This is a genomic window from Rhodobacter capsulatus, from assembly GCF_052363175.1.
Classification (GTDB): domain Bacteria; phylum Pseudomonadota; class Alphaproteobacteria; order Rhodobacterales; family Rhodobacteraceae; genus Rhodobacter; species Rhodobacter capsulatus_D.
In genome coordinates this window covers 1,677,682-1,699,533 of record NZ_CP198946.1, presented here as the reverse complement: position 1 = coordinate 1,699,533, position 21,852 = coordinate 1,677,682, and the positions used below count along the sequence as shown (strand labels likewise).

22 protein-coding genes and 1 pseudogene are annotated in these 21,852 nt (G+C 66.4%); 6 read left to right on the top strand and 17 right to left on the bottom strand.

What is annotated here, in order from left to right; all coding sequences use genetic code 11:
- Positions 1-181 precede the first annotated feature (181 nt).
- A complete protein-coding gene (locus ACTTAI_RS09370; RefSeq protein WP_444455457.1) occupies positions 182-1,558 on the top strand; it encodes a M20/M25/M40 family metallo-hydrolase in 1,377 nt (458 codons plus the stop codon).
- A gap of 199 nt (positions 1,559-1,757) precedes the next feature.
- Complete coding sequence (locus ACTTAI_RS09365; RefSeq protein WP_444455456.1) at positions 1,758-2,765, top strand: sensor histidine kinase; 1,008 nt, start codon at positions 1,758-1,760, stop codon at positions 2,763-2,765.
- Positions 2,766-2,821: 56 nt separating this feature from the next.
- Here ACTTAI_RS09365 and ACTTAI_RS09360 read toward each other — a convergent pair whose 3' ends face one another.
- The 4 genes from ACTTAI_RS09360 to ACTTAI_RS09345 form a co-directional block, all read right to left on the bottom strand.
- Complete coding sequence (locus ACTTAI_RS09360) at positions 2,822-2,995, bottom strand: DUF1328 domain-containing protein (protein WP_444455455.1); 174 nt, start codon at positions 2,993-2,995, stop codon at positions 2,822-2,824.
- 88 nt (positions 2,996-3,083) lie between these two features.
- Positions 3,084-4,853 (bottom strand): sensor histidine kinase, encoded by a 1,770-nt coding sequence (locus ACTTAI_RS09355; RefSeq protein ID WP_444455454.1) that lies wholly within the window; start codon positions 4,851-4,853, stop codon positions 3,084-3,086.
- Entirely contained in the window at positions 4,850-5,407 is a 558-nt protein-coding gene (locus tag ACTTAI_RS09350) for an RNA polymerase sigma factor (RefSeq protein WP_444455453.1), read from the bottom strand. The genes ACTTAI_RS09355 and ACTTAI_RS09350 overlap by 4 nt, the downstream gene beginning before the upstream one ends.
- Complete coding sequence (locus tag ACTTAI_RS09345) at positions 5,404-5,574, bottom strand: NepR family anti-sigma factor (RefSeq protein ID WP_444455452.1); 171 nt, start codon at positions 5,572-5,574, stop codon at positions 5,404-5,406. The genes ACTTAI_RS09350 and ACTTAI_RS09345 overlap by 4 nt, the downstream gene beginning before the upstream one ends.
- Positions 5,575-5,667: 93 nt before the next feature.
- On the opposite strand from ACTTAI_RS09345, the gene ACTTAI_RS09340 reads away from it, so the two are divergent.
- On the top strand, positions 5,668-6,477 hold the full coding sequence (locus ACTTAI_RS09340; RefSeq protein WP_444455451.1) for a response regulator: 810 nt from the start codon (positions 5,668-5,670) through the stop codon (positions 6,475-6,477).
- Positions 6,478-6,634: 157 nt separating this feature from the next.
- Positions 6,635-7,114 carry a hypothetical protein gene (locus ACTTAI_RS09335; RefSeq protein WP_444455450.1) on the top strand — a complete coding sequence of 160 codons (480 nt, stop codon included), beginning with the start codon at positions 6,635-6,637 and terminating at the stop codon, positions 7,112-7,114.
- Positions 7,115-7,212: 98 nt separating this feature from the next.
- Here the strand turns inward: ACTTAI_RS09335 and ACTTAI_RS09330 are convergent, their stop codons facing one another.
- Positions 7,213-7,776 carry an NADPH-dependent FMN reductase gene (locus ACTTAI_RS09330; protein WP_444455449.1) on the bottom strand — a complete coding sequence of 188 codons (564 nt, stop codon included), beginning with the start codon at positions 7,774-7,776 and terminating at the stop codon, positions 7,213-7,215.
- 260 nt (positions 7,777-8,036) lie between these two features.
- Here ACTTAI_RS09330 and ACTTAI_RS09325 point away from each other — a divergent pair, with 260 nt between their 5' ends.
- A complete protein-coding gene (locus ACTTAI_RS09325; RefSeq protein WP_444455448.1) occupies positions 8,037-8,234 on the top strand; it encodes a PLDc N-terminal domain-containing protein in 198 nt (65 codons plus the stop codon).
- 103 nt (positions 8,235-8,337) lie between these two features.
- Here ACTTAI_RS09325 and proB read toward each other — a convergent pair whose 3' ends face one another.
- From proB to ACTTAI_RS09270, 11 genes and pseudogenes are all read right to left on the bottom strand, one after another.
- Entirely contained in the window at positions 8,338-9,453 is a 1,116-nt protein-coding gene (gene proB, locus ACTTAI_RS09320; protein WP_444455447.1) for a glutamate 5-kinase, read from the bottom strand.
- Positions 9,441-10,466 (bottom strand): GTPase ObgE, encoded by a 1,026-nt coding sequence (gene obgE / locus ACTTAI_RS09315; protein WP_444455725.1) that lies wholly within the window; start codon positions 10,464-10,466, stop codon positions 9,441-9,443. The genes proB and obgE overlap by 13 nt, the downstream gene beginning before the upstream one ends.
- A 300-nt stretch (positions 10,467-10,766) precedes the next feature.
- A pseudogene (locus ACTTAI_RS09310) lies at positions 10,767-11,162 on the bottom strand (GNAT family N-acetyltransferase); the annotation flags it as partial.
- Positions 11,159-11,698: a GNAT family N-acetyltransferase gene (locus tag ACTTAI_RS09305; protein WP_444455446.1), complete on the bottom strand. Its 540-nt coding sequence runs from the start codon at positions 11,696-11,698 to the stop codon at positions 11,159-11,161. The gene ACTTAI_RS09305 and the pseudogene ACTTAI_RS09310, both read right to left, overlap by 4 nt.
- A 214-nt stretch (positions 11,699-11,912) precedes the next feature.
- Positions 11,913-12,182: a 50S ribosomal protein L27 gene (gene rpmA / locus ACTTAI_RS09300; RefSeq protein WP_013068008.1), complete on the bottom strand. Its 270-nt coding sequence runs from the start codon at positions 12,180-12,182 to the stop codon at positions 11,913-11,915.
- A gap of 6 nt (positions 12,183-12,188) precedes the next feature.
- Positions 12,189-12,635, bottom strand: a complete 447-nt coding sequence (gene rplU / locus ACTTAI_RS09295) for a 50S ribosomal protein L21 (protein WP_444455445.1) — start codon at positions 12,633-12,635, stop codon at positions 12,189-12,191.
- Between the two features lie 461 nt (positions 12,636-13,096).
- Positions 13,097-14,530, bottom strand: coding sequence for a ribosome biogenesis GTPase Der (der, locus tag ACTTAI_RS09290; RefSeq protein ID WP_444455444.1), 1,434 nt, complete (start codon positions 14,528-14,530; stop codon positions 13,097-13,099).
- A 61-nt stretch (positions 14,531-14,591) separates the two neighbouring features.
- Positions 14,592-15,899 carry an outer membrane protein assembly factor BamB family protein gene (locus tag ACTTAI_RS09285; protein WP_444455724.1) on the bottom strand — a complete coding sequence of 436 codons (1,308 nt, stop codon included), beginning with the start codon at positions 15,897-15,899 and terminating at the stop codon, positions 14,592-14,594.
- Positions 15,900-15,962: 63 nt separating this feature from the next.
- Positions 15,963-16,607 carry a hypothetical protein gene (locus ACTTAI_RS09280; RefSeq protein ID WP_444455443.1) on the bottom strand — a complete coding sequence of 215 codons (645 nt, stop codon included), beginning with the start codon at positions 16,605-16,607 and terminating at the stop codon, positions 15,963-15,965.
- A 214-nt stretch (positions 16,608-16,821) separates the two neighbouring features.
- Entirely contained in the window at positions 16,822-18,660 is a 1,839-nt protein-coding gene (locus ACTTAI_RS09275) for an ABCB family ABC transporter ATP-binding protein/permease (protein ID WP_444455442.1), read from the bottom strand.
- A 120-nt stretch (positions 18,661-18,780) separates the two neighbouring features.
- Positions 18,781-20,070: a LysM peptidoglycan-binding domain-containing protein gene (locus ACTTAI_RS09270; protein ID WP_444455441.1), complete on the bottom strand. Its 1,290-nt coding sequence runs from the start codon at positions 20,068-20,070 to the stop codon at positions 18,781-18,783.
- Positions 20,071-20,209: 139 nt separating this feature from the next.
- Between ACTTAI_RS09270 and ACTTAI_RS09265 the strand changes: the two genes are divergently transcribed.
- Positions 20,210-20,770, top strand: a complete 561-nt coding sequence (locus ACTTAI_RS09265) for a TIGR00730 family Rossman fold protein (protein ID WP_444455440.1) — start codon at positions 20,210-20,212, stop codon at positions 20,768-20,770.
- A gap of 146 nt (positions 20,771-20,916) precedes the next feature.
- On the opposite strand, the gene rarD is transcribed toward ACTTAI_RS09265, so the two are convergent.
- Entirely contained in the window at positions 20,917-21,801 is an 885-nt protein-coding gene (gene rarD / locus ACTTAI_RS09260) for an EamA family transporter RarD (protein ID WP_444455439.1), read from the bottom strand.
- Between the last annotated feature and the right edge of the window lie 51 nt (positions 21,802-21,852).

Genomic DNA, 21,852 nt, shown 5'->3' with positions numbered 1-21,852 from the left:
GCCCTGTCCGGCGCGCACAGGTTTAGTCCGATCCGGCCGGAAAGGGGAGTTCTAAATTGTCGCATCCCGGTGCATAATATTCTTGCGCGAAGACGGCCGAAATCCGGCTCCCGGCCCCGCCTGCCGCTCTGGCCATCGCCCCCCGTGGCTGTTAGGCTTTTCGCCGAATGGAGGCCCTTCAATGACACTCGACGCCGTTCTTGCCCGTATCGACGACACTTTGCCCGACGCCTGCGACAGGCTGCTCGACCTTCTGCGCATCGCTTCGATCTCGACCGACCCCGCTTTTGAGGGCGATTGCGCCCGCGCCGCCGCCTGGCTGGTGCAGGAGCTGAAATCGCTGGGCTTCACCGCCTCGGCGCGGCCCACCCCCGGTCATCCGATGGTGGTGGCGCGGCACGCGGGCCCCGGACGGCATATCCTTTTCTACGGTCATTACGACGTGCAGCCCGTTGATCCGATTGAACTTTGGGACCGCGACCCCTTCGATCCGGCGCTTGAGGAGACATCGAAAGGCGTGGTGATCCGCGGCCGCGGCGCCGCCGATGACAAGGGCCAGCTGATGACCTTCCTAGAGGCCTGCCGCGCCTGGAAAGAGGTGCATGGCACCCTGCCCGGCAACCTGACGATCTTCTTCGAGGGCGAGGAAGAGTCGGGCTCGCCCTCGCTCATCCCGTTCATGAAGGACAATGCCGAGGAACTGGGCGAAGCCTCGCTCGCGCTCATTTGCGACACCGGGCTTTTCGCCGACAAGGTGCCTGCCGTGGTGACGATGCTGCGCGGTCTCGCCAAGATCGAATTCACCCTGAAGGCGGCCGACAAGGACCTGCATTCGGGCATGTTCGGCGGTGCCGCGATCAACCCGATCCGGGTGCTCACGCGCATCCTCGGGCAGCTGCACGACGATCAGGGGCGCGTCACCGTGCCGGGCTTTTATGACGATGTGGCGGACCTGCCCGAGGCCGTGCGCGCGCAGTGGCAGGGCCTTGGCTTCGATCACGCGTCCTTCCTGGGCGGGGTCGGCCTGACCACGCCCGCAGGCGAGATCGACCGCACGCCGCTTGAACAGATCTGGTCGCGCCCGACCGCCGAGATCAACGGCATCTGGGGCGGCTATACCGGCGCGGGCTTCAAGACCGTGCTGCCTGCCGAGGCTTCGGCCAAGGTCAGCTTCCGTCTGGTGTCGAACCAGGACCCCGAGAAGATCCTTGCATCGTTCAAATCCTGGATCGAGGCACAACTGCCCCCCGACGTCACGCTCGACTGGAAGGCGCCGAACGGCTCGCCCGCCTCGGTGATGGAAATCAGTGACCCCGCCTTCGAGGCCGCCCGCGCCGCGCTGACCGAGGAATGGAATTGCCCGGCGGCCTTCGTCGGCTGCGGCGGCTCGATCCCGATTGCGGGCTATTTCAAGGACATCCTTGGCATGGATGCGATGCTGATCGGCTTTGGCAAGGACGACGACCAGATCCACAGCCCGAACGAGAAATACGACCTCGAAAGCTTCCATAAGGGCATCCGCAGCTGGGCCCGGATTCTGGACCGGATCGTCGGCTGAAAAAAGAAAACGGAGGCCACCGGCCTCCGTTTCCCGCTGAGGAAGATCGTCTCGATCGATCGCTTCGTCTGGGTGTGCGGAGAAGTTTCCGGCGCTGCACGCGCAGCCGGAAAATCGGACAGCCACGACAAGGCCCGGAGAGCATTTACTTTCGCAAGAAAGTGAATAAGCATCGAGAAAACATCTTTTGATCGGTGCAATGAAACTTCTGCGTGCTCTGATGGCCCGACCACGCGGCCCATCCGTCGAATGGGGCGGCAGCGCAGGGGGATTTGCGCTCGCCGTAGCGCTGCGCTTTGCCCTCGAAGGCAGCCTGCCGCCCGGCTATCCGTTCCTGACCTTCTTCCCGCTCATCTTTCTGGTCGGCTTTTTCCTTTCCACCCGCGCGGCCGTCGTGACCGCATTGTTCTCGGGGCTCGTCGCCTGGGTGTTTTTCGTCGCCCCCGGCGGGTTGCGGACGCCGAGCGGCCCAGATCTGGTGGCGATGGCCTTTTATGGTTTCATCGTCGCCACGGAACTGCTGCTGATCCATCTGACGCGCCTTGCGCTGCGCAAGCTTGATCAGGAACGCGCGGCCTCGGCGAAGATGGCAGAACAGAACCGGCTGATGTTCCACGAGCTTCAGCACCGGGTATCGAACAACCTTCAGGTGATCAGCTCGATCCTGCGGATGGAAGAGCGCAAGATGCGCGACCCCGAGGGGCGGCGGGCGCTGCAATCGGCCGCCGCGCGGCTGAGCGTGATCGCCTCGGTGCAGCGGCAATTGCATGATCCGGCGCGGCAAGTGACCGAGATCGGCGCGCTGATGCAGGCGACGCTGCCCGAGATCGTCGCGGCATCGAACCTGCAGGATCGGGTGCGGCTGGTCTTCGATCCGGGGATGCTGCCGGTGCCCGCCGATCAGGCCAGCCCGGTGGCGCTGATCGCGGTCGAGATGGTGTCGAATGCGCTGGAACATGGTCTGCCCGCGGGCGGGCGGATCACCATCACCCTGTCGACGCGGCTCGCCGGGGACCAGGCCGAGGTCGAGATCCGCGATGATGGCCGCGGTCTGCCCGAAGGGTTCGATGCCACACAGTCGCAAAGTCTGGGGCTGCGACTTGCGCAACAGTTCAGCGCACAACTGAATGGAACGCTTGACTTTTCTGCCTGTGCGGGGGGCGGAACGCGGGTCGTGCTGCGCTTCCCGCTCGACCGTTCGGCCTGATAAAACGCCTCTCCGGGGGGCCGGAGAGGCGTCCTTCGCAAGGTTCCGATTCCGCGTCAGAGCGGCGGCTGACCACGCAGGGCACGCGCGATCATCGCCACGACGAAGAGGATCAGGAACAGCACGAAGAGCAGTTGCGCGATCGAGGCCGAGGCCCCCGCGATCCCGCCAAAGCCAAGCGCACCGGCGATCAGCGCCAGCACCATGAATGTCAGGGCCCAACCCAGCATGATGTCTCTCCCGTGATGTGGTGGTTGCCGCAGCGCCGTGCCCTGACGCCTGCAGGAAGGAAACGCGCAACGGGCCTTCGGGTTCCCGTCAGCTCTCGCCGCGGCGATGGCGTTCCTCACCCGCCTCCAGTGCGGCCGGGATGAAACTCAGCCGCAGCACATATTGGCCCGCCTCGGGACCACGGGTGAAACTGCCGTCGAGCTGGCTGGCAAAGGCCGCCAGAAGCTTCTCGCCAAAGCCGTCCGAGGCGGGCAGCAGCGCGCCCAGATCCGGCACCGTGCCCTCCGCGGGCGGGGCGAGCGTGTTTGTCACCCGCAGTGCAACCCGCCCTTCGGCGGCACGGGTGAAGCTGACACCCACCGAGGCGATGCCGCGCGGGCCGCGCCAGGCGTGCTTGAGCGCATTGTCGAGCCCCTCGGCCAGAAACAGCGCCACCGCCACCGCCTGATCGGGGACCAGCCGGATCTCGTCCACGCGCAGATCCAGATCGAAGCGCCGCTCGGGCGTCGTGCCGATCTTGAGGATATGCGCCGCAATCCGCGGCAAGAGTTCATCGGCGCGGATATCGGTCTGCCCCGAGGTCAGGTAAAGTTCGCGATGGATCGTGGCGAGGCTCAGCACGCGCTCCTGCACGTTGCGCATCGCCGCGCGGGCCTCGTCGGTCCGGGCGCGGCGCAGCTGCATGTTCAGGATCGAGGCGATCAGTTGCAGGTTGTTCTTCACCCGGTGATGCACCTCGCGCAGCAGCACCTCCTTCTGGTGAATGACGTTTTCCAGATGCGCCTCGTCTTGCAGCACGGCCCGTGTCATCCGCTCGTAAGCCTCGGCGACGTCGCGCAATTCGGTCGCGGCACCGGTCAGACGCAGCGGCGGCAAGCGCCGTTCGCCCTCGGCAAAGGCGGTGATCGAGGCGCGCAGCGCCCGGATCTGGCCCAAGACCTGGCTGTGCGCGGCGATCCAGGCCACGGCCAGGCTCGCGGCCCACATCAGCGCCGGAAAGGCGAAAGGCGGCCAGCCCGAAAGCAGCCGCGCTTCCTCCAGCGCATTGGCGGGCCAGGAGGAGAGCAGATACAACTCGCCCTCCCACAGCGGCACGACGGCAAAGGCACGCTCCTGCCCATCGGGAGCGCGGTCAAGAAAGCTCTGGCCCCGGTCGGCAGCCAGATCCGCCAATGCGTGATCGACCGGAACCATCTGCGCGGCGTCATCAAGCCCGGTCGTGGCCGTCAGCACCGTGCCAGCCGCGTCGAAAGTGACCACGGCAAGCGGCTGACCGACACTGCCAGAGGGGCCAAGACCGCGGGACTGAAATTCGGATTGCGGCATCGAGATCGAGGAAAAGCCGATCAACCGCCCCGCCGCATCGGTGACGGGCAGCGACAGGTTCAGGATCGCAGTGCCCGAAAGCGGTCCGTCGCGGTTCACGGTCAGTTTTGGCCGCGGGTTTTGCCGCAGGTCGGACAGCCAGTCGCTGTTGTGTAGATCATAGGGCGCTCCGGTCGAGGCGCAGGTGATATGCCCATCCAGCGGCACGAAGCCGAGAAAGGAATAATCCCGCCCGGCCTCTTCGGCGACATGGCGCAGATAGGCGGAACACGCCTCCGGATCGGCGGCGAGTTGCGGCAGGCTGGCGGCCAGCGCCATCACCGTGCCGCGCGCCTGCATCAGCAGATCGACCTGCGGCGTGGCGGCCATCAGCGTTTCCCCCAGGATCGCCGCGCGCAGCCGGTTTTCGGCGGCGCGCTCGGTGGCCAGCGTCTGCGCATAGCTGAGCACGGCGAGCGGTGTCAGCACCGCCCCCATGATCACCGTCAGACGCAGCCCAAGGCCGCCCGTACCGCGGCGCCACCGGATCATACCGCTTGCGGCCCCATCCCCGGTGCAGCCGCCCCGCTGGCAGAGGCGGGGATCAACACCGTCTCGCCCTCGGCCAGACCAAGCAGCTCGCACAGCCGCGCCCGCGCCCGGTTGGCGCGGCTCTTCGCCGTGCCGGTGGCTACGCCCATCATCTGCGCCGCCTCCTCGTAGGAATAGCCGTTCGCGCCGACGAGGATCAGCACCTCGCGATGCTCGGGCGACAGCTGATCAAAGGCGCGGGTGAAATCGGCCATCGCAAGACGCCCGTCATGCGCAGGCAGGCTGACCAGCTGCGCCGCATGCAGCCCGTCGGGATCGGCCACCTCGCGCCGGGTCTTGCGCCGCGCCGAATAAAAGGTGTTGCGCAGGATGGTGAAGAGCCAGGCCCGCATGTCGGTGCCCGGAAGAAACTTGTCGAAGTTGCCCCAAGCCTTCAGGATCGCCTCCTGCACCAGATCGTCGGCCTCGGTGGCATTGCGGGTCAACGAAATCGCAAAGGCCCGCAGTGCCGGGATATGGGTGGCCAGCTCGTCGCGCGGATCGGCCGGGGTCATCGGCTTGTTCCGCGCGCTTTAAGTTGCGCCAGCAAATCCTTGAAACGATCAGGAATTTCCGGATCGAGCGCGGACTCGAAGACGCGCTTCAGATTCTCGTCAATGTCGCGGCGCAGCCCTTCGGCCATCACTTCGCGCCCCTTTTGCGTGTTCTTGTCCTCTGCCATGCTCTTTCTCGCCGCCTGCGCCAGTCTTCACGGAACCAAACGCGGGGGACCAGCGTTGGTTCCCCGAAAGACCGCGTTTTTTGGGAGAAAACGATGACGAGCACCGCCCCTCTCGACCTGTCGCAGGCGATTGCCGCCGAACTGCCCTATCTGCGTCGTTACGCGCGCGCGTTGACCGGCAACCAACAAAGCGGTGATGCCTATGCGGTGGCAACGCTCGAAAGCCTGTTGTTCGATCCGGCGGTGATCGAGGCGGCCGCCCGTCCGAAGCTGGGGCTGTTTCACGCGTTCCATCTGGTCTGGGCGAGCGCCGGGGCACCGACCAGCCTGCAGGACGAGGGTCTGGCCGCAAGGGCGCAGGCGCTGATGGCGGGGCTGACCCCGAACTCGCGCGAAGCGCTGCTTTTGCACACGATCGAGGGTTTCAATGCCACCGAGATCGGCGCGATCATGCAGGTCGAGCCCGAGGAAGTGGCCCAGCTCATCGCCGCCGCCAACCGCGAGATGACAGCGGCGATATCGGGCCGGGTGATGGTGATCGAGGACGAGGCGATCATCGCGATGGATCTGGCCGATATCGTCGCGGGCATCGGGCATTCTGTCACCGGCATCGCCCGCACCCGCGCCGAAGCCGTGACGCTGGCCGCAAAGCAACGCCCTGACCTGATCCTGTCGGACATCCAGCTGGCCGATGCCTCCTCGGGGATCGATGCGGTCAACGACATCCTGAAGGAAATCGGGCCGGTGCCGGTGATCTTCATCACCGCCTTTCCCGAGCGGTTGCTGACCGGCGAAAAGCCCGAACCTGCCTTCCTGATCACCAAACCCTTCTCGGAGGAACAGGTCCGTTCGGCCGTCAGCCAGGCGATGTTCTTTGCCTCGACCGAGACGCTGACCAGCTGACAGTGCCCTTGCACCGACCACGAAACCCGCCCGATTGCGGCGGGTTTTTTGTTTTTTGGCAATGAGTTGCAAGAAAATCCGGAACCAGATCGGGGTTGAGGCGTTCTGTCTTCACTGACGCCGAAGACATCGGCATTCATGCGAAAGGAAACTGAACATGATCCGCAAGGTTCTTGCCGCCACCACCGCGCTCTTTCTGGGCACCGCTGCCATCGCCGCGACCCCGGTGCAGGAAATCGACGTCCAGGCCGATCTGACCGCAATCTCGAACCCGAAGGCCGCGCTGTACTGGGGCCATCTGGCCGAGGATCTGAAGGCCGCGATCACCGCGCGGCTGGTCGGTCAGCTGGCCGATCAGGGGGCCAAGGTGACCGTCGACATCGACGAGCTGTCGATGGCCAACACCTTCGAGGAAATCACCGACGTGGCCGAGGCCCGGTTGTCGGGCAAGGTGCATATCACCAGCCAGACCGACAATTCGAAGTTCGACAGCTTCGATCTGACGGTGGATGCGACGACACTGAATGCGCTCGACGCCGAGGGCAAGCTGAAGAAGGGGGCCTTCACCGATGCCAAGGCCTATTACCTCGCGATGGTCAACACCTTCGCGGATCAGGTGGCCGCGCGGCTGGACTAAGCGGGCAGCCCTGACCCTGAAACAGCGGCGGGGGGGAGAGCGAGGCTCTCCCCCCTTTTCATTGCACCGGGACGATCATTGCAGCCCCCCGGGCTCCCTCACGGGGCGGGGTGACGGGCAACCCAGTGGGCAAAGGCCTGCATCAGCGCGCTCAGATGCGCGCGGGTATTTTCCGAAACAAGGTTGCCTTCCGCATCGAAGGCTTGCCCCAGATGGCCGACATAGGCCTCGGGCTGCGCCATCGCGGGCATGTCAAGCACGACAAGGATCTGGCGCAGATGATGGTTTGCACCAAAACCGCCAAGCGCGCCCGGCGAGCCCGAGACCACCGCCGCAGGTTTGCCCGCCCAGGCGTTCTTGCCCCAGGGCCGCGAGCCGATATCCAGCGCGTTTTTCATCGCCGCCGGGATCGAGCGGTTATGCTCGGGGGTGACAAAGAGAACACCGTCAGCGCTGGCGATCTCGGCGCGAAAGCGGGTCCAGGCCTCGGGCGGGGTACCCTCGTCCAGATCCGGGTTGAACAGCGCCAGATCCCCGATCTCGACAAGGCGCAGGCGCAGGCTTTCCGGTGCAAGCGCGATCAACGCTTCGGCCAGCTGACGGTTCAGCGACCCCTTGCGGATCGAACCGACAAGGACGGCGATGTCATGGGACTTGGTCATGAGGGGCTCCTTCGGAGACGGTTGCGAAGAGGGGCGACACTTTCAAGGCAGATACTCTGCGATATCCGAACCTCAAGAGAACGGCATAAAAATGCGGATGGCAACATGTGGCTGCGCGGGCAGCATGGCCGCGACGGCGCCAGAGGGAACAGTTTCGCCGTGAGCGCAAAATTCACCCGCCGCTCGGCTTTCTTCTTAACCATGCCGGAACCTTTTCGCGGCTCCCTGCGTTGGTCCCAAAACCACCTGAGGGAGGGGAAATGGATCACATCACCTACACCGGCCTGGGCGGCCTTCTGGTTCTGGTGCTCGATCTCTGGGCGCTGATCTCGGTTCTGGGATCGCGCGTCTCGACGGGCAAGAAGCTCGTCTGGGTGCTGCTGATCCTTGTGCTGCCGCTGCTCGGCTTCTTCGCCTGGCTGTTGGCCGGACCGCGCGCCGCCTCTGCCTCGGCCTGAGCCCCGGACAATTCAGGCGGGCTTGCCGCCGTCCTGCCCTTGCCGCTGGCAGGCTTGCCCTGCCCGCGGTGCTTTCTTGTCATGGCAGGCACGGGCCAAGGCTTCAGCCGATCACCATGTCGTCGCGATGGACAAGCGCGGCGCGGCCCGGATAGCCCAGAAGCGCCTCGATCTCGCCCGAGCGATGCCCGGCGATGGTGCGGGCCTCCTCGGCGGTGTAGCGCACCAGCCCCTTGCCAAGTGCAGCGCCATCCGGCCCCGCGATGGTCACGGGCTCGCCCCGACCAAAACGGCCGGTGACCTTGGTCACGCCCGCAGGCAGAAGCGATTTGCCCTGTGCCAGCGCGCCCACGGCCCCCGCATCGACGATCACTTCGCCGCGCGGTTTCATCGCCGCGATCCAGCGCTTGCGCGCCGCCTGCGGGTCGCCCTCGGGCAGAAACCAGGTGCAGTTCGCCCCCTCGGAAAGCGCGGTCAGCGGGCGCGAGACCGAACCCTCCATGATCGCCATCGCGCAGCCCCCCGCCACGGCGGTCTTGGCGGCCAGAAGCTTCGTCTTCATGCCGCCCTTGGACAGGCCGGAAATCGGATCGCCCGCCATCGCCTCGATCTCGGGGGTGATGTGCTCGACCACCTCGAAACGCACCGCGGTCGGGTCTTCCTTCGGGTTCGCGGAATAGAAGCCGTCGACGTCGGACAGCAGGATCAGCTGATCGGCGCCGACGGTGACGGCGATCTGCGCCGCCAGCCGGTCGTTGTCGCCAAAGCGGATCTCGTCGGTCGCCACGGTGTCGTTTTCGTTCACGATCGGCACGACGCCCATCGAGAGCAGCGTCTCCATCGTCGCCCGCGAGTTCAGATAGCGGCGGCGGTCGTCGGTGTCCTCAAGCGTCACCAGAACCTGCGCGGTGGTCACACCATGCGGAGCGAGAATTTCCTCATAGGCGCGGGCAAGACGGATCTGCCCGACCGCAGCGGCGGCCTGCGACTGTTCCAGCGGCAAGGGCCCGAGCGGCAGCCCCAGCACCCGCCGCCCCAGCGCGATCGAACCCGAGGACACCAGCACCACATCGGCGCCGCGTTTCTTCGCGGCCACAACATCCATCGCCAGCGCCGTGAGCCAGTCGGTTTTCAGCCCCTCGGCCCCGACAAGCAGCGCCGAGCCGATCTTCACCACCAGCCGCTGCGCCTGCCCCACCTGCGGTTTCACGGCTGCCACGGCTTCACCTCTTCTTCGCCCTTGCGGTCTTCCTCGATCTCGGCCCAGAGCGCGCGCAGAACCTCGGTCACGCCCTTTTTCGAGACGCCCGACATCACCAGCACCGGCCCTTCGGAGGCCTTTTCCAAGGCGCGCTTGCGGCTCGACAGGGTCTTGCTGTCCAGCGCATCGGCCTTGTTCAAGACGGTGATGCGCGGCTTCTCGAACAGCTCTTCAGAGTAAGCTTCCAGCTCGCCGATGATGGTGCGGTAATCCTTGGTGATCGTGCTCGACGTGCCATCGACCAGATGCAACAGCACCGAGCAGCGCTCGACATGGCCGAGGAACTGATCGCCCAGACCGCGGCCTTCCGAGGCACCCTCGATCAGACCGGGAATGTCGGCCATGACGAATTCCTTGCCGTCGATGCCGACGACGCCAAGGTTCGGCACAAGCGTGGTGAAGGGGTAATCGGCAATCTTCGGCCGCGCATTCGAGACGGCAGCGAGGAAGGTCGACTTGCCCGCATTCGGCAGACCCAGAAGCCCGGCATCCGCGATGAGCTTGAGCCGCAGCCACAGCGTGCGCTCGACGCCTTCCTGCCCGGGGTTGGCATGGGCCGGGGCGCGGTTCGTTGCGGTCTTGAAGCGCTGGTTGCCCCAGCCGCCATTGCCGCCCTTGGCGAGCAGCACGCGCTGGCCCGGCACGGTCAGATCGGCGATCACGGTTTCCTCGTCCTCGTCGATGATCTCGGTGCCGACGGGGACCTTCAGCACGATGTCATCGCCATCGCGGCCGGTGCATTGGCTGCCCATGCCGTGCTGGCCGGACTGAGCGAAGAAATGCTGCTGATAGCGGAAGTCGATGAGCGTGTTCAGCCCCTCGACCGCCTCGGCAAAGACCGACCCGCCCTTGCCGCCATCGCCGCCATCGGGGCCGCCGAATTCGACGAATTTCTCGCGCCGGAAGCTGACGCAGCCGCCGCCACCGCCGCCCGAGCGGATATAGACTTTCGCAAGGTCGAGGAATTTCATCGTAAAGGCCCCTTTCGCAAGGCGTCTGATTACGCGCGCGCGCGCGCCAATCTGCAAGCGAAGCATGGGGGCTCTGCCCCCAAACCCCCGGGATATTTGCAGCAAGATAAAGGGACATGCTTTTATCTTGCTGCAAATATCCCGGGAGGGTGCGGGAGGGCAGCGCCCTCCCGTCCGCCCTCTCAGCCCGCGCAGGCGGCGTGAAAGGCGGCGGCGCTCAGTTCGAGCTCGACATGCGGCAGCACCGCATCCAGCGCCAGCGAATGCACAGGCCCCCTTGCCGAGGTCCTGAAACCCGAGCTTCGCCAGCACCCGCGCCGAGCGGGTATTGCCCTCGAAATAGCCCGCGCGCACCGGCTCGGCGGCCGGATCGGCAAAATGGGCCGACAGAACCGCCCGCGCGGCCTCGCAGGCAAGCCCCTGCCCCCAGGCCGGACGCGCGAGCCAATAGCCGAACTGCTGATCAAGCCCGATCATGCCAAGGAAAACGCCCTCGCGAGTGATCGCCCATCGCGCGGCCGGGACGGGATCAGCGAGAAAGATCCGGAAATCCCCGGCCCGATAGGGCCAGGGCACGGGAGCAAGCCAGCGCACCACCTCGAAATCGGCCAATGCCGCCACACAGGCGGCCTCGTCATCGGCAGCAAGCGGGCGCAGGACGAGCCGTTCCGTGGTCAGATGCGCGGGCAGGTTCACCCGAGTTTCTTGACGTAGGTCCAGGTCGGCACGCGGGCGCCGCGCGCCAGCGACCAGGCCTCGGCATCGCCCAGATAGGCAAAGCCGTTGTGGGTCAGGACACGGGCCGAGCCGGGGCTGTCCTGAAACACTTCGGCGATCAGCGTGCGGGCGCGATGCGGATTGGCCGCGATCAGCGCCGCCACCGCCTCCGAGGCGAAGCCGGTGTTCCAGAACCCCGGGCCGACCCAGAAGCCGACCTCGGATTGCGCGCCCTCGTGGCGGGTGAGCGAGACAAGGCCCAGCACCTCGGCCAGCCCATGCGCCGAGCCGTCCAGCGCCCAGACATCCTCGGTGCGGGTGTCAGCCATCGAGCGTTCGATGAAATTCTCGGTCGTGCCGGGCGGAAGCGGATGCGGAATCGCGCGGGTGCCTTCGGCCAGGCGCTTGTCGGCGGTATACATGGAAATCAGCCCGGCATCGGAACGACGCAAGGGGCGCAGGATGAACCGCTCGGCCTCGATCACCGGCTGGTTGTATATGGTCGTCTGAAACATCGCGTTCTCCTCAAACGCCGGCCGTTTTGGCCCTTTAACCGTAAAACTCGACAGCCATGTGACAGGATTTGGGCGTCCCGTCGGCCCTTTTGAACTGCGACCGATTGGCCCACCGCCCTCCCCGCGATGGCCGCCCGGCGGCGACACTCGAAACGGAAAGGGGGACCGGCCCTGTGGCCGATCCCCCCCAAACTGATCCGGGTTCCGGTTCGGCTTACTCGGCGGCCTCCGCGACCGGGAGAACCGAAACGAAAGTGCGGCCCTTGAGGCCCTTCTTGTAGGTCACCTTGCCTTCGACGACGGCAAAGAGCGTGTGGTCACGGCCCATCATGACGCCTTCGCCCGGCCACCAGGTGGTGCCGCGCTGACGGATGATGATGTTGCCCGGAATGGCCGCCTGGCCACCGTATAGTTTCACGCCAAGGCGACGACCAGCAGAGTCGCGGCCGTTACGGGAAGAACCGCCAGCTTTCTTGTGTGCCATGGGGGATTACTCCTGAGCTTCAGCGGCTTTTTTGGCGCGCTTCGGTTTCGCGGGGACTTCGGCCGGAGCCGCAGCGCCATGAGCGGCACGACGGGCTTCAGCGGTGCCCACGGCTTCCTTCACGCCCGATTTCTCGGCACCCGAGGCGAGAACCTCGGTCACGCGCACCAGCGTCAGTTGCTGACGGTGGCCACGGGTGCGCTGCGACGAATGCTTCCGGCGGCGCTTGTGGAAGGTGATGACCTTGTCGGCCTTGATGGTGTCGATCACCTCGGCGACCACGGCGGCACCGGCCACGGTGGGGGCGCCCACGGTCACGGCATCGCCGCCAACCATCAGGATCTCGTTGAACTGGATTTTTTCACCAGCCACGGCGGCAATCAGTTCCACGCGCAGCACGTCGCCCGCCTGAACCTTGTATTGCTTGCCGCCAGTCTTGAGGACCGCAAACATGCGTTCTTCCCTTTTTCATCCGCGCCCTGTGGCCCCCGGAGGCTTTCGCCCCGTATCGGTGTTGCCGGGTTTCCCCGCCTCGGACAGCGCACCCCATCGGGTGTTGTTGCAAATGATACCCCGGCGGAGAGCAGACTCACCGCCGGGTGTCGCGCTTATGCGGGGCGGCACCGGGGCTGTCAAGGAATTTCGGGGGAGCCGCACGCATCGGTTACCCCGAAGCGTCCTTGGGGCTCCGCCCCGCCGAGGCGATGCCTCGGCCCCCCGGGATATTTGGGGCAAGATAAAGCGAAAAGCGCATCGCCTCGCTTTTCCTTGGCAAAATACGCAAGGCGGGGGGTGCGGGGGGCGCAGCCCCCCGCGGGTCGTCCCGGCAAAGCCGGGGCGAACTCACCCCTTCGGTTTCGAGGGCAGGCCCTTGTCCTTGCGCACTGCGTGCTTCTTCGCCTCGACATGTTTCGTCAGCCGCGAGAGGGGATCGACTTCTTGCGTTCCTTGTAGGGGTTGGTGGACCCCTGATCGCGGAAGTAAAGCCGAATGGGCGTGCCCGGCATGTCGAAATCAGCGCGCAGACCGTTCACCAGATAGCGGCTGTAGCTTTCCGGGATCTGGTCGGTATGGGTCGCCTTGATCACGAAGCCCGGCGGACGGGTCTTCGCCTGGGTGATGTAGCGCAGCTTGATCCGGCGCCCGCCCGGTGCGGGCGGCGGGTGCGCCTCGGTCATCGCGCCGAGCCAGTTGTTCAGTTTCGCCGTCGAAATCCGGCGGTTCCAGACTTCATAGGCCTTCATGATCGCGTTGTGCAGACGATCAAGCCCCTTGCCGGTCTTGGCCGAGACCGTCACCAGCGGCGCGCCGCGCAGCTGCGGCAGCAGGCGCTCGAAATTCTCGCGCAGCTCCTTCAGCTTCTCGGTCTTCTCTTCTTCAAGATCCCACTTGTTCGCCGCGACGACAACCGCCCGCCCCTCGGTTTCGGCGAAATCTGCAATCCGCAGATCCTGCACCTCGAAGGGAATGTTCACGTCAAGCAGCACGACGACGACCTCGGCAAAGCGCACGGCGCGCAGACCATCGGCGACCGAGAGCTTCTCGAGCTTGTCCGACACCCGCGCCTTCTTGCGCATGCCCGCCGTGTCCCAGATCCGCATCGGCGTGCCCATGAAGGTCTTGCTGACCGAAATCGCATCGCGGGTGATCCCGGCCTCGGGGCCGGTCAGCAGCCGGTCCTCGCCGAGGATCTTGTTGATCAGCGTCGATTTCCCGGCATTCGGGCGGCCGATGACGGCCAGCTGCAAGGGCCGCGCCTCGGTCGGCATGCGGATCGGGGCATCTTCGTCTTCCATATCCTCGGGCAGATCGACATCGACCTCGGGCATCTGCGCGACGTTCTTGGCCGCAAAGCCATCGGCCAGCGGCTGCAGCGCGTCGTAAAGATCATCAAGCCCCTGCCCGTGCTCTGCCGAAAGCGCGATCGGCTCGCCCAGACCAAGGTTCCAGGCTTCAAGCGCGCCCGCCGCACCCGCATTGCCCTCGGCCTTGTTGGCGGCGAGGATCACATGCGCATTCTTCTTGCGCAGGATATCGGCGAAAATCTCGTCGGCCGGGGTCACCCCCACCCGCGCATCGATCAGGAACAGGCAGACATCCGCCTCTTCGACCGCGCGCTCGGTCAGACGCCGCATCCTGCCCTGCAGGCTGTCATCCTCGGCCAGTTCCAGACCGGCCGAGTCGATCACGACAAAGCGCAGATCGCCCAGACGCGCGTCGCCCTCGCGCAGATCGCGGGTCACGCCGGGCGTGTCGTCCACCAAGGCCAGCCGCTTGCCGACGAGCCGGTTGAACAGCGTCGATTTGCCCACATTCGGGCGGCCCACGATGGCAAGGGTGAAACTCATGGCATGCTCCTGACGCGGCCATTGGCCGCCCGCGAAGCCGCCCCCTTACACCGCTTTTCGGTCAACGGAAAGCGAGAAGCTGACCCTTTCGCGAAACGACGTAAAGCGTCTGCCCGGCAACGATGGCATCGGTCGCCGCGCCGCCCGGCAGATCGGCCTGCCCCAGAAGCGCGCCCGAGGCCGGATCGAAGCTGCGCACGAGCCCGTCCGAGGAGACCACGAAGAGCTTGTTGCCCGCCAGAACCGGACCAAGGTTGACGTGGATTTCCAGCTGCTTCTTGATCTTTTCCTTGACGTAATAGGGCAGGTCCTGCTTCCAGACCGTCGCGCCCGTCGCCGCATCAAGCCGCACCAGCTGCGCCTGATCGGAAATCAGGAAGATCGCATTGCCCGCCACCTGCACCGGGCTCACCGCGCCTTCGTCGGCCATCCAGCGGGTCTCGCCCGTGGTCGCATCGAAGGCCCCCAGCTTGCCCGCCGAGGACCCGGCATAGACCGTGCCGCCAACCACCACCGGATCGCCGGTCAGATCCGAAACGATCGCATAGCCGCGCCCGGTACGGCCACCTGCCACCTGCGCGTCCCAGGCCGCCAGACCGGTCTTGCGATCAACTGCCAGCATCTGCCCGGAGGCAAAGGGGAAGATCACGAATGGACCTGCGATCGCCGGGGCGGAAACGCCCGACATCCCGGCCACGGCGGGCGTGCCCGCCACCTGCCAGATCACCTTGCCATCCTGCGCATCGATCGCCCAAGCCGAGCCATCCCGCGCCAGCGCATAGACGACGCCATCGGCCACGGTGGGCGCGCCACCGACGCCCGCGTCGAAATCCTGCCGCCAGAGCACCTTGCCCGAGGCGGCCTCGACCGCCATCAGCTCGGCAAAGCCGGTGGTGACAAAGACCCGGCCGCCCTCGACCGCAAGGCCCGCGCCGGTCGCGTCATCATCGCGATCGCCGGGCTTGGCGACATCGGTCGCCCAGAGCGTCGCGCCATTCGTGCCCGTCGCGGTCAGCCGCGCCCGGCTGTCGAGCGTGAAGATCCGCCCGCCCGCCGCCACCGGCGCAGCCGCGATTCGATAGCGGTAGGATTGCCCCTCGCCGACCGGCGCCGACCAGACCAGCGTCTGGCCTGCGCCAAGGCTGGCGTTGATCAGGCTGTGGCTCGCCCCGCCCGCCCGCTGCGGCCAGTCGGCATTGCCGACGACACGCGGCAGGCTCACCGGCTTGCTCTCGTTCACCACCGGACCGGGCACCGTGGCCCCGTCCAGCACCGCGCGCGGATCCAGCCGCTCGCCTTCGAGATGCACTTCTTTTTCGCAGGCAGCCAGCACCATGGCGACGCCCAGAACGGCGATCGACGACCTCAGCTTCACCGCAAACTCCCTGCCTTGTTGTCGTTTCCGTGCGCGGGCAAAAGCGCCCGCAGCGCCTTATTTCGCGGCCGGATCGCCGCCGAGCGCCACAATCAACTCTGTCGCGCGTTGTTGCAAGCCCGAGGTCACGCCGTCTTCAGCGAGAATCTCGCGCGCCTTGGCAATGGCGCCCGGCTTGTCGCCCCCCGCCAGCGCATCAAGCGCCTGCTGCTCCATCGCCATCAGCCGGAACGGCGCGCCGGGCTGCGCCAGCGCCTCAAGCTCGGCCTTGCGCTCCTCGGGGCTCATCGCCTTGCCCGCAACCAGCACCGCCTTGAGCCGCGCCAGCTGACGCAGGCTGTCGGGCAGCGTCGCATCGTCGGCCACCGCGCGCAGATCGGCCAGCGCCGCCTCTGCCTTGCCATCCTCGGCCGCCTGCGCCGCCGTCAGCAGCTTGACCACCCCGACCTGCGGCCCTTCGACGGGCAGCGCCGCCACGGCCTCGGCGGGGTTTTCCGCCTCGAGCGCGCTCAGCACGCCATCGCCGAAAGCCTCGGCCCGGGCGCGGACCTGCGCCTTGTTCCACTCGACATAGGCCGAGCCCCCCACAAGGCCCAGGATCGCAACCACGCCGATCCAGCCATATTTGCGGAAAGCCGCAAACAGCCGGTCGCGGCGGACTTCCTCGGTGACTTCATCGATGAAACTGTCGGTGTGATCCACGCGCGGGCTCCTCGTCTTTGGCCTATCTATACGCAAGGGCGCCCCATTGCCAAGGCCGGGAAACCATTGCCGCAGTCACGAAAAAGGAGGGGGGCGCTGCCCCCCGTCCCTGCGGGACTCCCCCCGGCGTATTTCAGCCAGGAAAAACCCGGCGCCTTTTCCTGGTGGAAATACGCCGGGGGGTGAATGCGAAGCAGAGGGGGGCGGCGCCCCCCTACTCGGCTGCGGCCGCCGCTTCCTCGGCCGATTGCGCGGCCCACATCGCGGCATAGCGGCCCGAGCGCGCAAGAAGCGCCTCATGCGTGCCTTCCTCGACGATCTCGCCCGCTTCGAGCACGACGATCCGGTCGGCATCGGCAATCGTCGAAAGCCGGTGCGCGATCACGATCACCGTGCGGCCCCGCCCCATCGCATCCAGACTTTCCTGAATGTCGCGTTCGGTCTGGGTATCCAGCGCCGAAGTCGCCTCGTCCAGAAGCAGGATCGGCGGGTTCTTCAACAGCGTCCGGGCAATGCCAACCCGCTGCTTTTCGCCGCCCGAGAGCTTCAGCCCGCGCTCGCCGACCTGAGTGTCGTAGCCCTCGGGCAGGGACATCACGAAGTCATGGATCTTCGCCGCCCGTGCTGCCGCCTCGATCTCGTCTTGCGTGGCATTGGCCCGGCCATAGGCGACGTTGTAGCGGATCGTGTCGTTGAAAAGCACCGTGTCCTGTGGCACGACGCCGATCGCGGCATGCAGGCTTTCCTGCGTCACCTCGCGGACATCCTGACCGTCGATGGTGATGGCGCCCCCCGTAACCTCGTAGAAGCGGAACATCAGCCGCCCGATCGTGGATTTGCCCGAGCCCGACGGCCCGACCAGCGCCACCTTCTGCCCCGCCGCCACCGTCAGATCGATGCGCTTCAGGATCGGCCGTTCCGGGCTGTAGGCGAAATCGACACCCTTGAAGGCAATCGCGCCGCCCGAGACCGCCAGCGGTTTCGCGCCCGGCTTGTCGGTGATCTCGGCCGGTTGATGCAGCAGATCGAACATCTCGCCCATGTCCACCAGCGCCTGCCGGATCTCGCGGTAGACCGTGCCGAGGAACGACAGCGGCATGGTGATCTGGATCATGTAGGCCTGCACCATGACGAAGTCGCCCACCGTCAGCTTGCCCGACTTCACTTCGAGCGCGGCCATCACCATCACCGCCACCAGCCCCGCAGTGATGATCAGCGTCTGCCCCGCGTTCAGCGCGGCGAGGCTTTGGCCGGTCTTCACCGCCGCGCCCTCATAGCGTTCCATCGAGGCGTCATACCGCGCCGCCTCGCGCTTTTCGGCGCTGAAATATTTCACCGTCTCGAAGTTCAAAAGACTGTCGATCGCCTTCTGGTTCGCCGCCGTATCGGCGTCGTTCATCTTCTTGCGGATCGCCACGCGCCATTCGGTGATGCGGAAGGTGAAGGTGACATAGGTCCAGATCGTGCCGACGACGACAAGCGCATAGCGCCAGTCGAAGAGGAAGGCGAAGATCAGCGTGACAAGCGTCAGTTCAAGGATCAGCGGCCCGACCGAAAAGAGCATGAAGCGCAGCAGGAAATCGACGCCCTTCACGCCACGCTCGACGATGCGCGACAGCCCCCCGGTCTTGCGGGTGATGTGATAGCGCAGCGAGAGCGCATGGATGTGCTGGAAGGTTTCGAGCGCCAGCGCCCGCAGCGCGCGTTGCGCCACGCGCACGAAGACCGCATCGCGCAGCTCGCCAAAGGCCACCGACATCAGCCGCGCCATCCCGTAAGCCACGGTCAGCGACACCGCGCCCAGCCCCAGCAGCCAGGTTTCGTCGCGCGACTGCCCCGCAAGGCTGTCCACCGCCGCCTTGTAGAGGAACGGCGTCAGAACCGAGATCACCTTGGCCGCGACAAGGAAGGCCATCGCCAGCACGACGCGCTGTTTGACCCAGGGCATGCCCTCGGGCCACAGATAGGGCGCCACCGCCTTCATCGTGCGCATCCCGCGCGCGCGTTCGGAAGAATCGGGCTTGCCCGCCTGCGTGATCTGAGAGGGCGCCATCTGCCCCTCCTTCCAAGTCTCGAGTGTCCGGAATGCCGGGGCGAATGCCCGACCGTGCGGGCAAACTAGGAGGTCGGACGCGATTGTCCAGCCCCCGCGCGCATTTGACCCGAAGCGGGCTCAGTTCGGCAGGGTGAAGACCTGCCCCGGATAGATCCGGTTGGGATCGCGGATCTGATCGCGGTTCGCCTCGAAGATCTGCACGTAGAGATAGGGATCGCCGTAGGTCTCGCGGGCGATGGCCCAAAGCGTGTTGCCGCTGGAAATGGTAACGATGCGGCTGGGCGCGGGAACCGCTGCGGATGCCGGGGCGGCAGCGGCAGCCGTTTTCATAAACGGGGCGGCAGCGGGCGCAGGCGGCGGGGCGATGCCTTCGAAACCCTGCTCGGCGCGGGAAAGCACCTTGCCCGCGGCATCCAGCGCATCGACGCGCAGGCTGTGCGGCCCGGGCTTCGCGGCGGGCAGCTGCATGGTGAAGCCGCCTTCGGCGCCGCCCTGCACCAGACCCACCTCGGCATTGTCGACATAGGCGCGCAGAAGCGCCCCCTTCGGCGCGCCGCGGCCCGAGATGGTGATCTTGCCATCGGGCGCAAGCGAGAGGGTGTCGATGACAAGCGTCTCAGAGGCGCCCGCCAGAACGCGCGGCGTTCCCGTCGCGTCGGTGACCAACGGCTTGTCGGCCAGAACCTGCGCCGCCTCGACCTCGGCGGCGACGGTCGCGGGGGCCGCGCCCTTGGCGGTGGCAGCCTCGGCCACGGCCAAGGGGCTCGGCGCGACGGTCAGGCTTTCTTCGGACATCTTCGCCACGCCATCGGCCCCGGTCACCCGCAGCTGCAACGACCGCGGCGCGGCCGAGGGCTCGGCCGAGGTGACCGAGGCAAAGGCGCCCTGCTCATTCGCGGTCACAGTGTCGATGACCTGGCCATCCAGCAGCAGCTCGACCTTTGCGCCGGGGGCAACATCGCCCGCCAGCGTCAGCGCCCCGGCAGGGGTGACGCGCAGCGTGTCGAAACGGGCAACGGGAGGCGGCGCGGGTGTCGTTGGGGGCGCCGCATGGGCGGAAATGGCGGCAGGCACCACCTCGGCAACCGGCGCGGCCGGTTCCGGCGCAGGCGTCACGGGCGCGGCGGGGACGGGCGCGGCGGGGACGGGCGCGGCGGTGACAGGCGCGGCGGTGACAGGCGCGGCGGTGACGGGCGCAGGCGGGGACGGCGCCGTCTTGGCGGCCTCTGTCACCAGCGTGGATGCGGTCTCCGGCGCGGGGGCGGCAACAGCCGGTTCTGGCGTCTGAGCGGCCTCGGGTTTCGGCGCCTCCTGCCCGAGCGACCAGAAGGAAGCAACTGCGGCGACCACGACCAAGGCGGCCCCGCCGCCCACCACGATGCCCAGCGTCCTGTTGCCCTCGGCCATGCTGTCCTTCCTTCCCTTCGGCCCGGCCCCTGCGAACCTGCGGCCCCGGCGTTGTCCGCCGCTTGCTTGCGACCATCTGACCCGGTATCCCTGCCAAAAGCAACACCTCCCCAATGATTTCCAGCACGAAAGCAACGCCATGTCCGCCAAACCCGCCCCCTCGGTCTGCGTCTTCTGCGGCTCGCGTCCCGGCCACCGCCCCGCCTATGCAAAGGACGCCCGGGCGACCGGCGAAATGCTCGCCGCGCGCGGCTGGCGGCTGGTTTACGGCGCAGGGGATGTGGGACTGATGGGCGAGGTCGCCCGCGCGGCGCAGGCGGCGGGCGCCGAAACCTTTGGCGTGATCCCCGAGCATCTGTTCAAGCTCGAAGTCGGCAAGCGCGATCTGACCACCTTCGTCGTCACCGAGAACATGCATGAGCGGAAAAAGGTGATGTTCATGAACTCGGATGCGATTGTCGTGCTGCCGGGCGGCGCGGGGAGCCTTGACGAGTTTTACGAGGTGCTGACCTGGCGTCAGCTCGGCCTGCATGCGAAGCCGATCCTGCTTCTGAACACCGAGGGCTATTGGGATCCGCTTCTGGCGCTGAATGCCCATGTCGTGGCCGAGGGCTTTGCGGGCGCAAGCCTGCTCGATGGCGTGATGACGGTGGCGACGGTGGCCGAGCTTGAAGCCGCGCTGGAAACCGCCCTCGGCTGAGGGCCCCGACCGAAGCAAAGGGGGGCTCTGCCCCCCGTCCCTGCGGGACTCCCCCCGGCGTATTTGAGCCAAGAAAAAACCGGCACTTTTCCTGGTCGAAATACGCCCCGGGGTGAATGGCGAAGCCAGAGGGGGCGGCGCCCCCTTCAGCCTTTCGTCCGGAGCGCCGCGGCCGAGTAAAGCGCCAGCGCCCCCCAGATCATCGCGAAGGCGATGCCATGCGCGCGGGTGAAGGGCTCGGCAAAGACCGCGACGGCGACCATGAATTGCAGCGTCGGGTTGAGATATTGCACAAGCCCGATCGTCGCCATCCGCACCCGTTGCGCGGCGTAGGAAAACAGCATCAGCGGCCCGCCCGTCATCACCCCGGAAAAGGCGAGCATCAGCGAATGGCCAAGGTCATTGCCGAAATGCCCCGAGCCGGGCACGCGGCCGAACCAGCCGAAATGCGCCGCCGCCAGCACAAGGGCCGCGAGCGGGGCCAGAAGCACCACCTCGGCCAGAACCGAGACGACCGAGGGAACGGAAAGCTTTTTCTTCAGAAGGCCATAGAAGCCAAAGGTGCCCGCAAGCATCAGCGCGATCCAGGGCGCGGCGCCGAGCGCCCAGGTCAGATAGCCCACCGCCATCGCGGCAATCGCCACCGCCACGGCCTGCGCGCGCCGCATCCGTTCGCCGTAAAACACCATGCCAAGGGCCACGGCGACGAGCGGGAAGATGTAATAGCCAAGCGACGCCTCGACCGCGCGGCCGTTCTGCACCGACCAGATGAAGCCGAACCAATTGAGCGAAATCACCACCGCGGCGGCGGCAAGGATGCGCAGGCTTGGCCCCGTGAGCGCGCGCGCGAGCGTCGACCACTGTCCCTGCACCGCGACGACGGCGCCCAGAAACACCACCGACCAGAGCGTGCGATGGGCCAGCACCTCCAAGGGCGGCACCTCGGACAGCGCCTTGTAATAGATCCCCGACAGCCCCCAGACACAGCAGGTCGCCACCATCGCCAGAAAGCCCTTCGTGGCGTCCTTCATGCCCGTCTCCCGTCAGCCAAGGCGGCCACAGAACCCCGCCCCGCCGCGCCC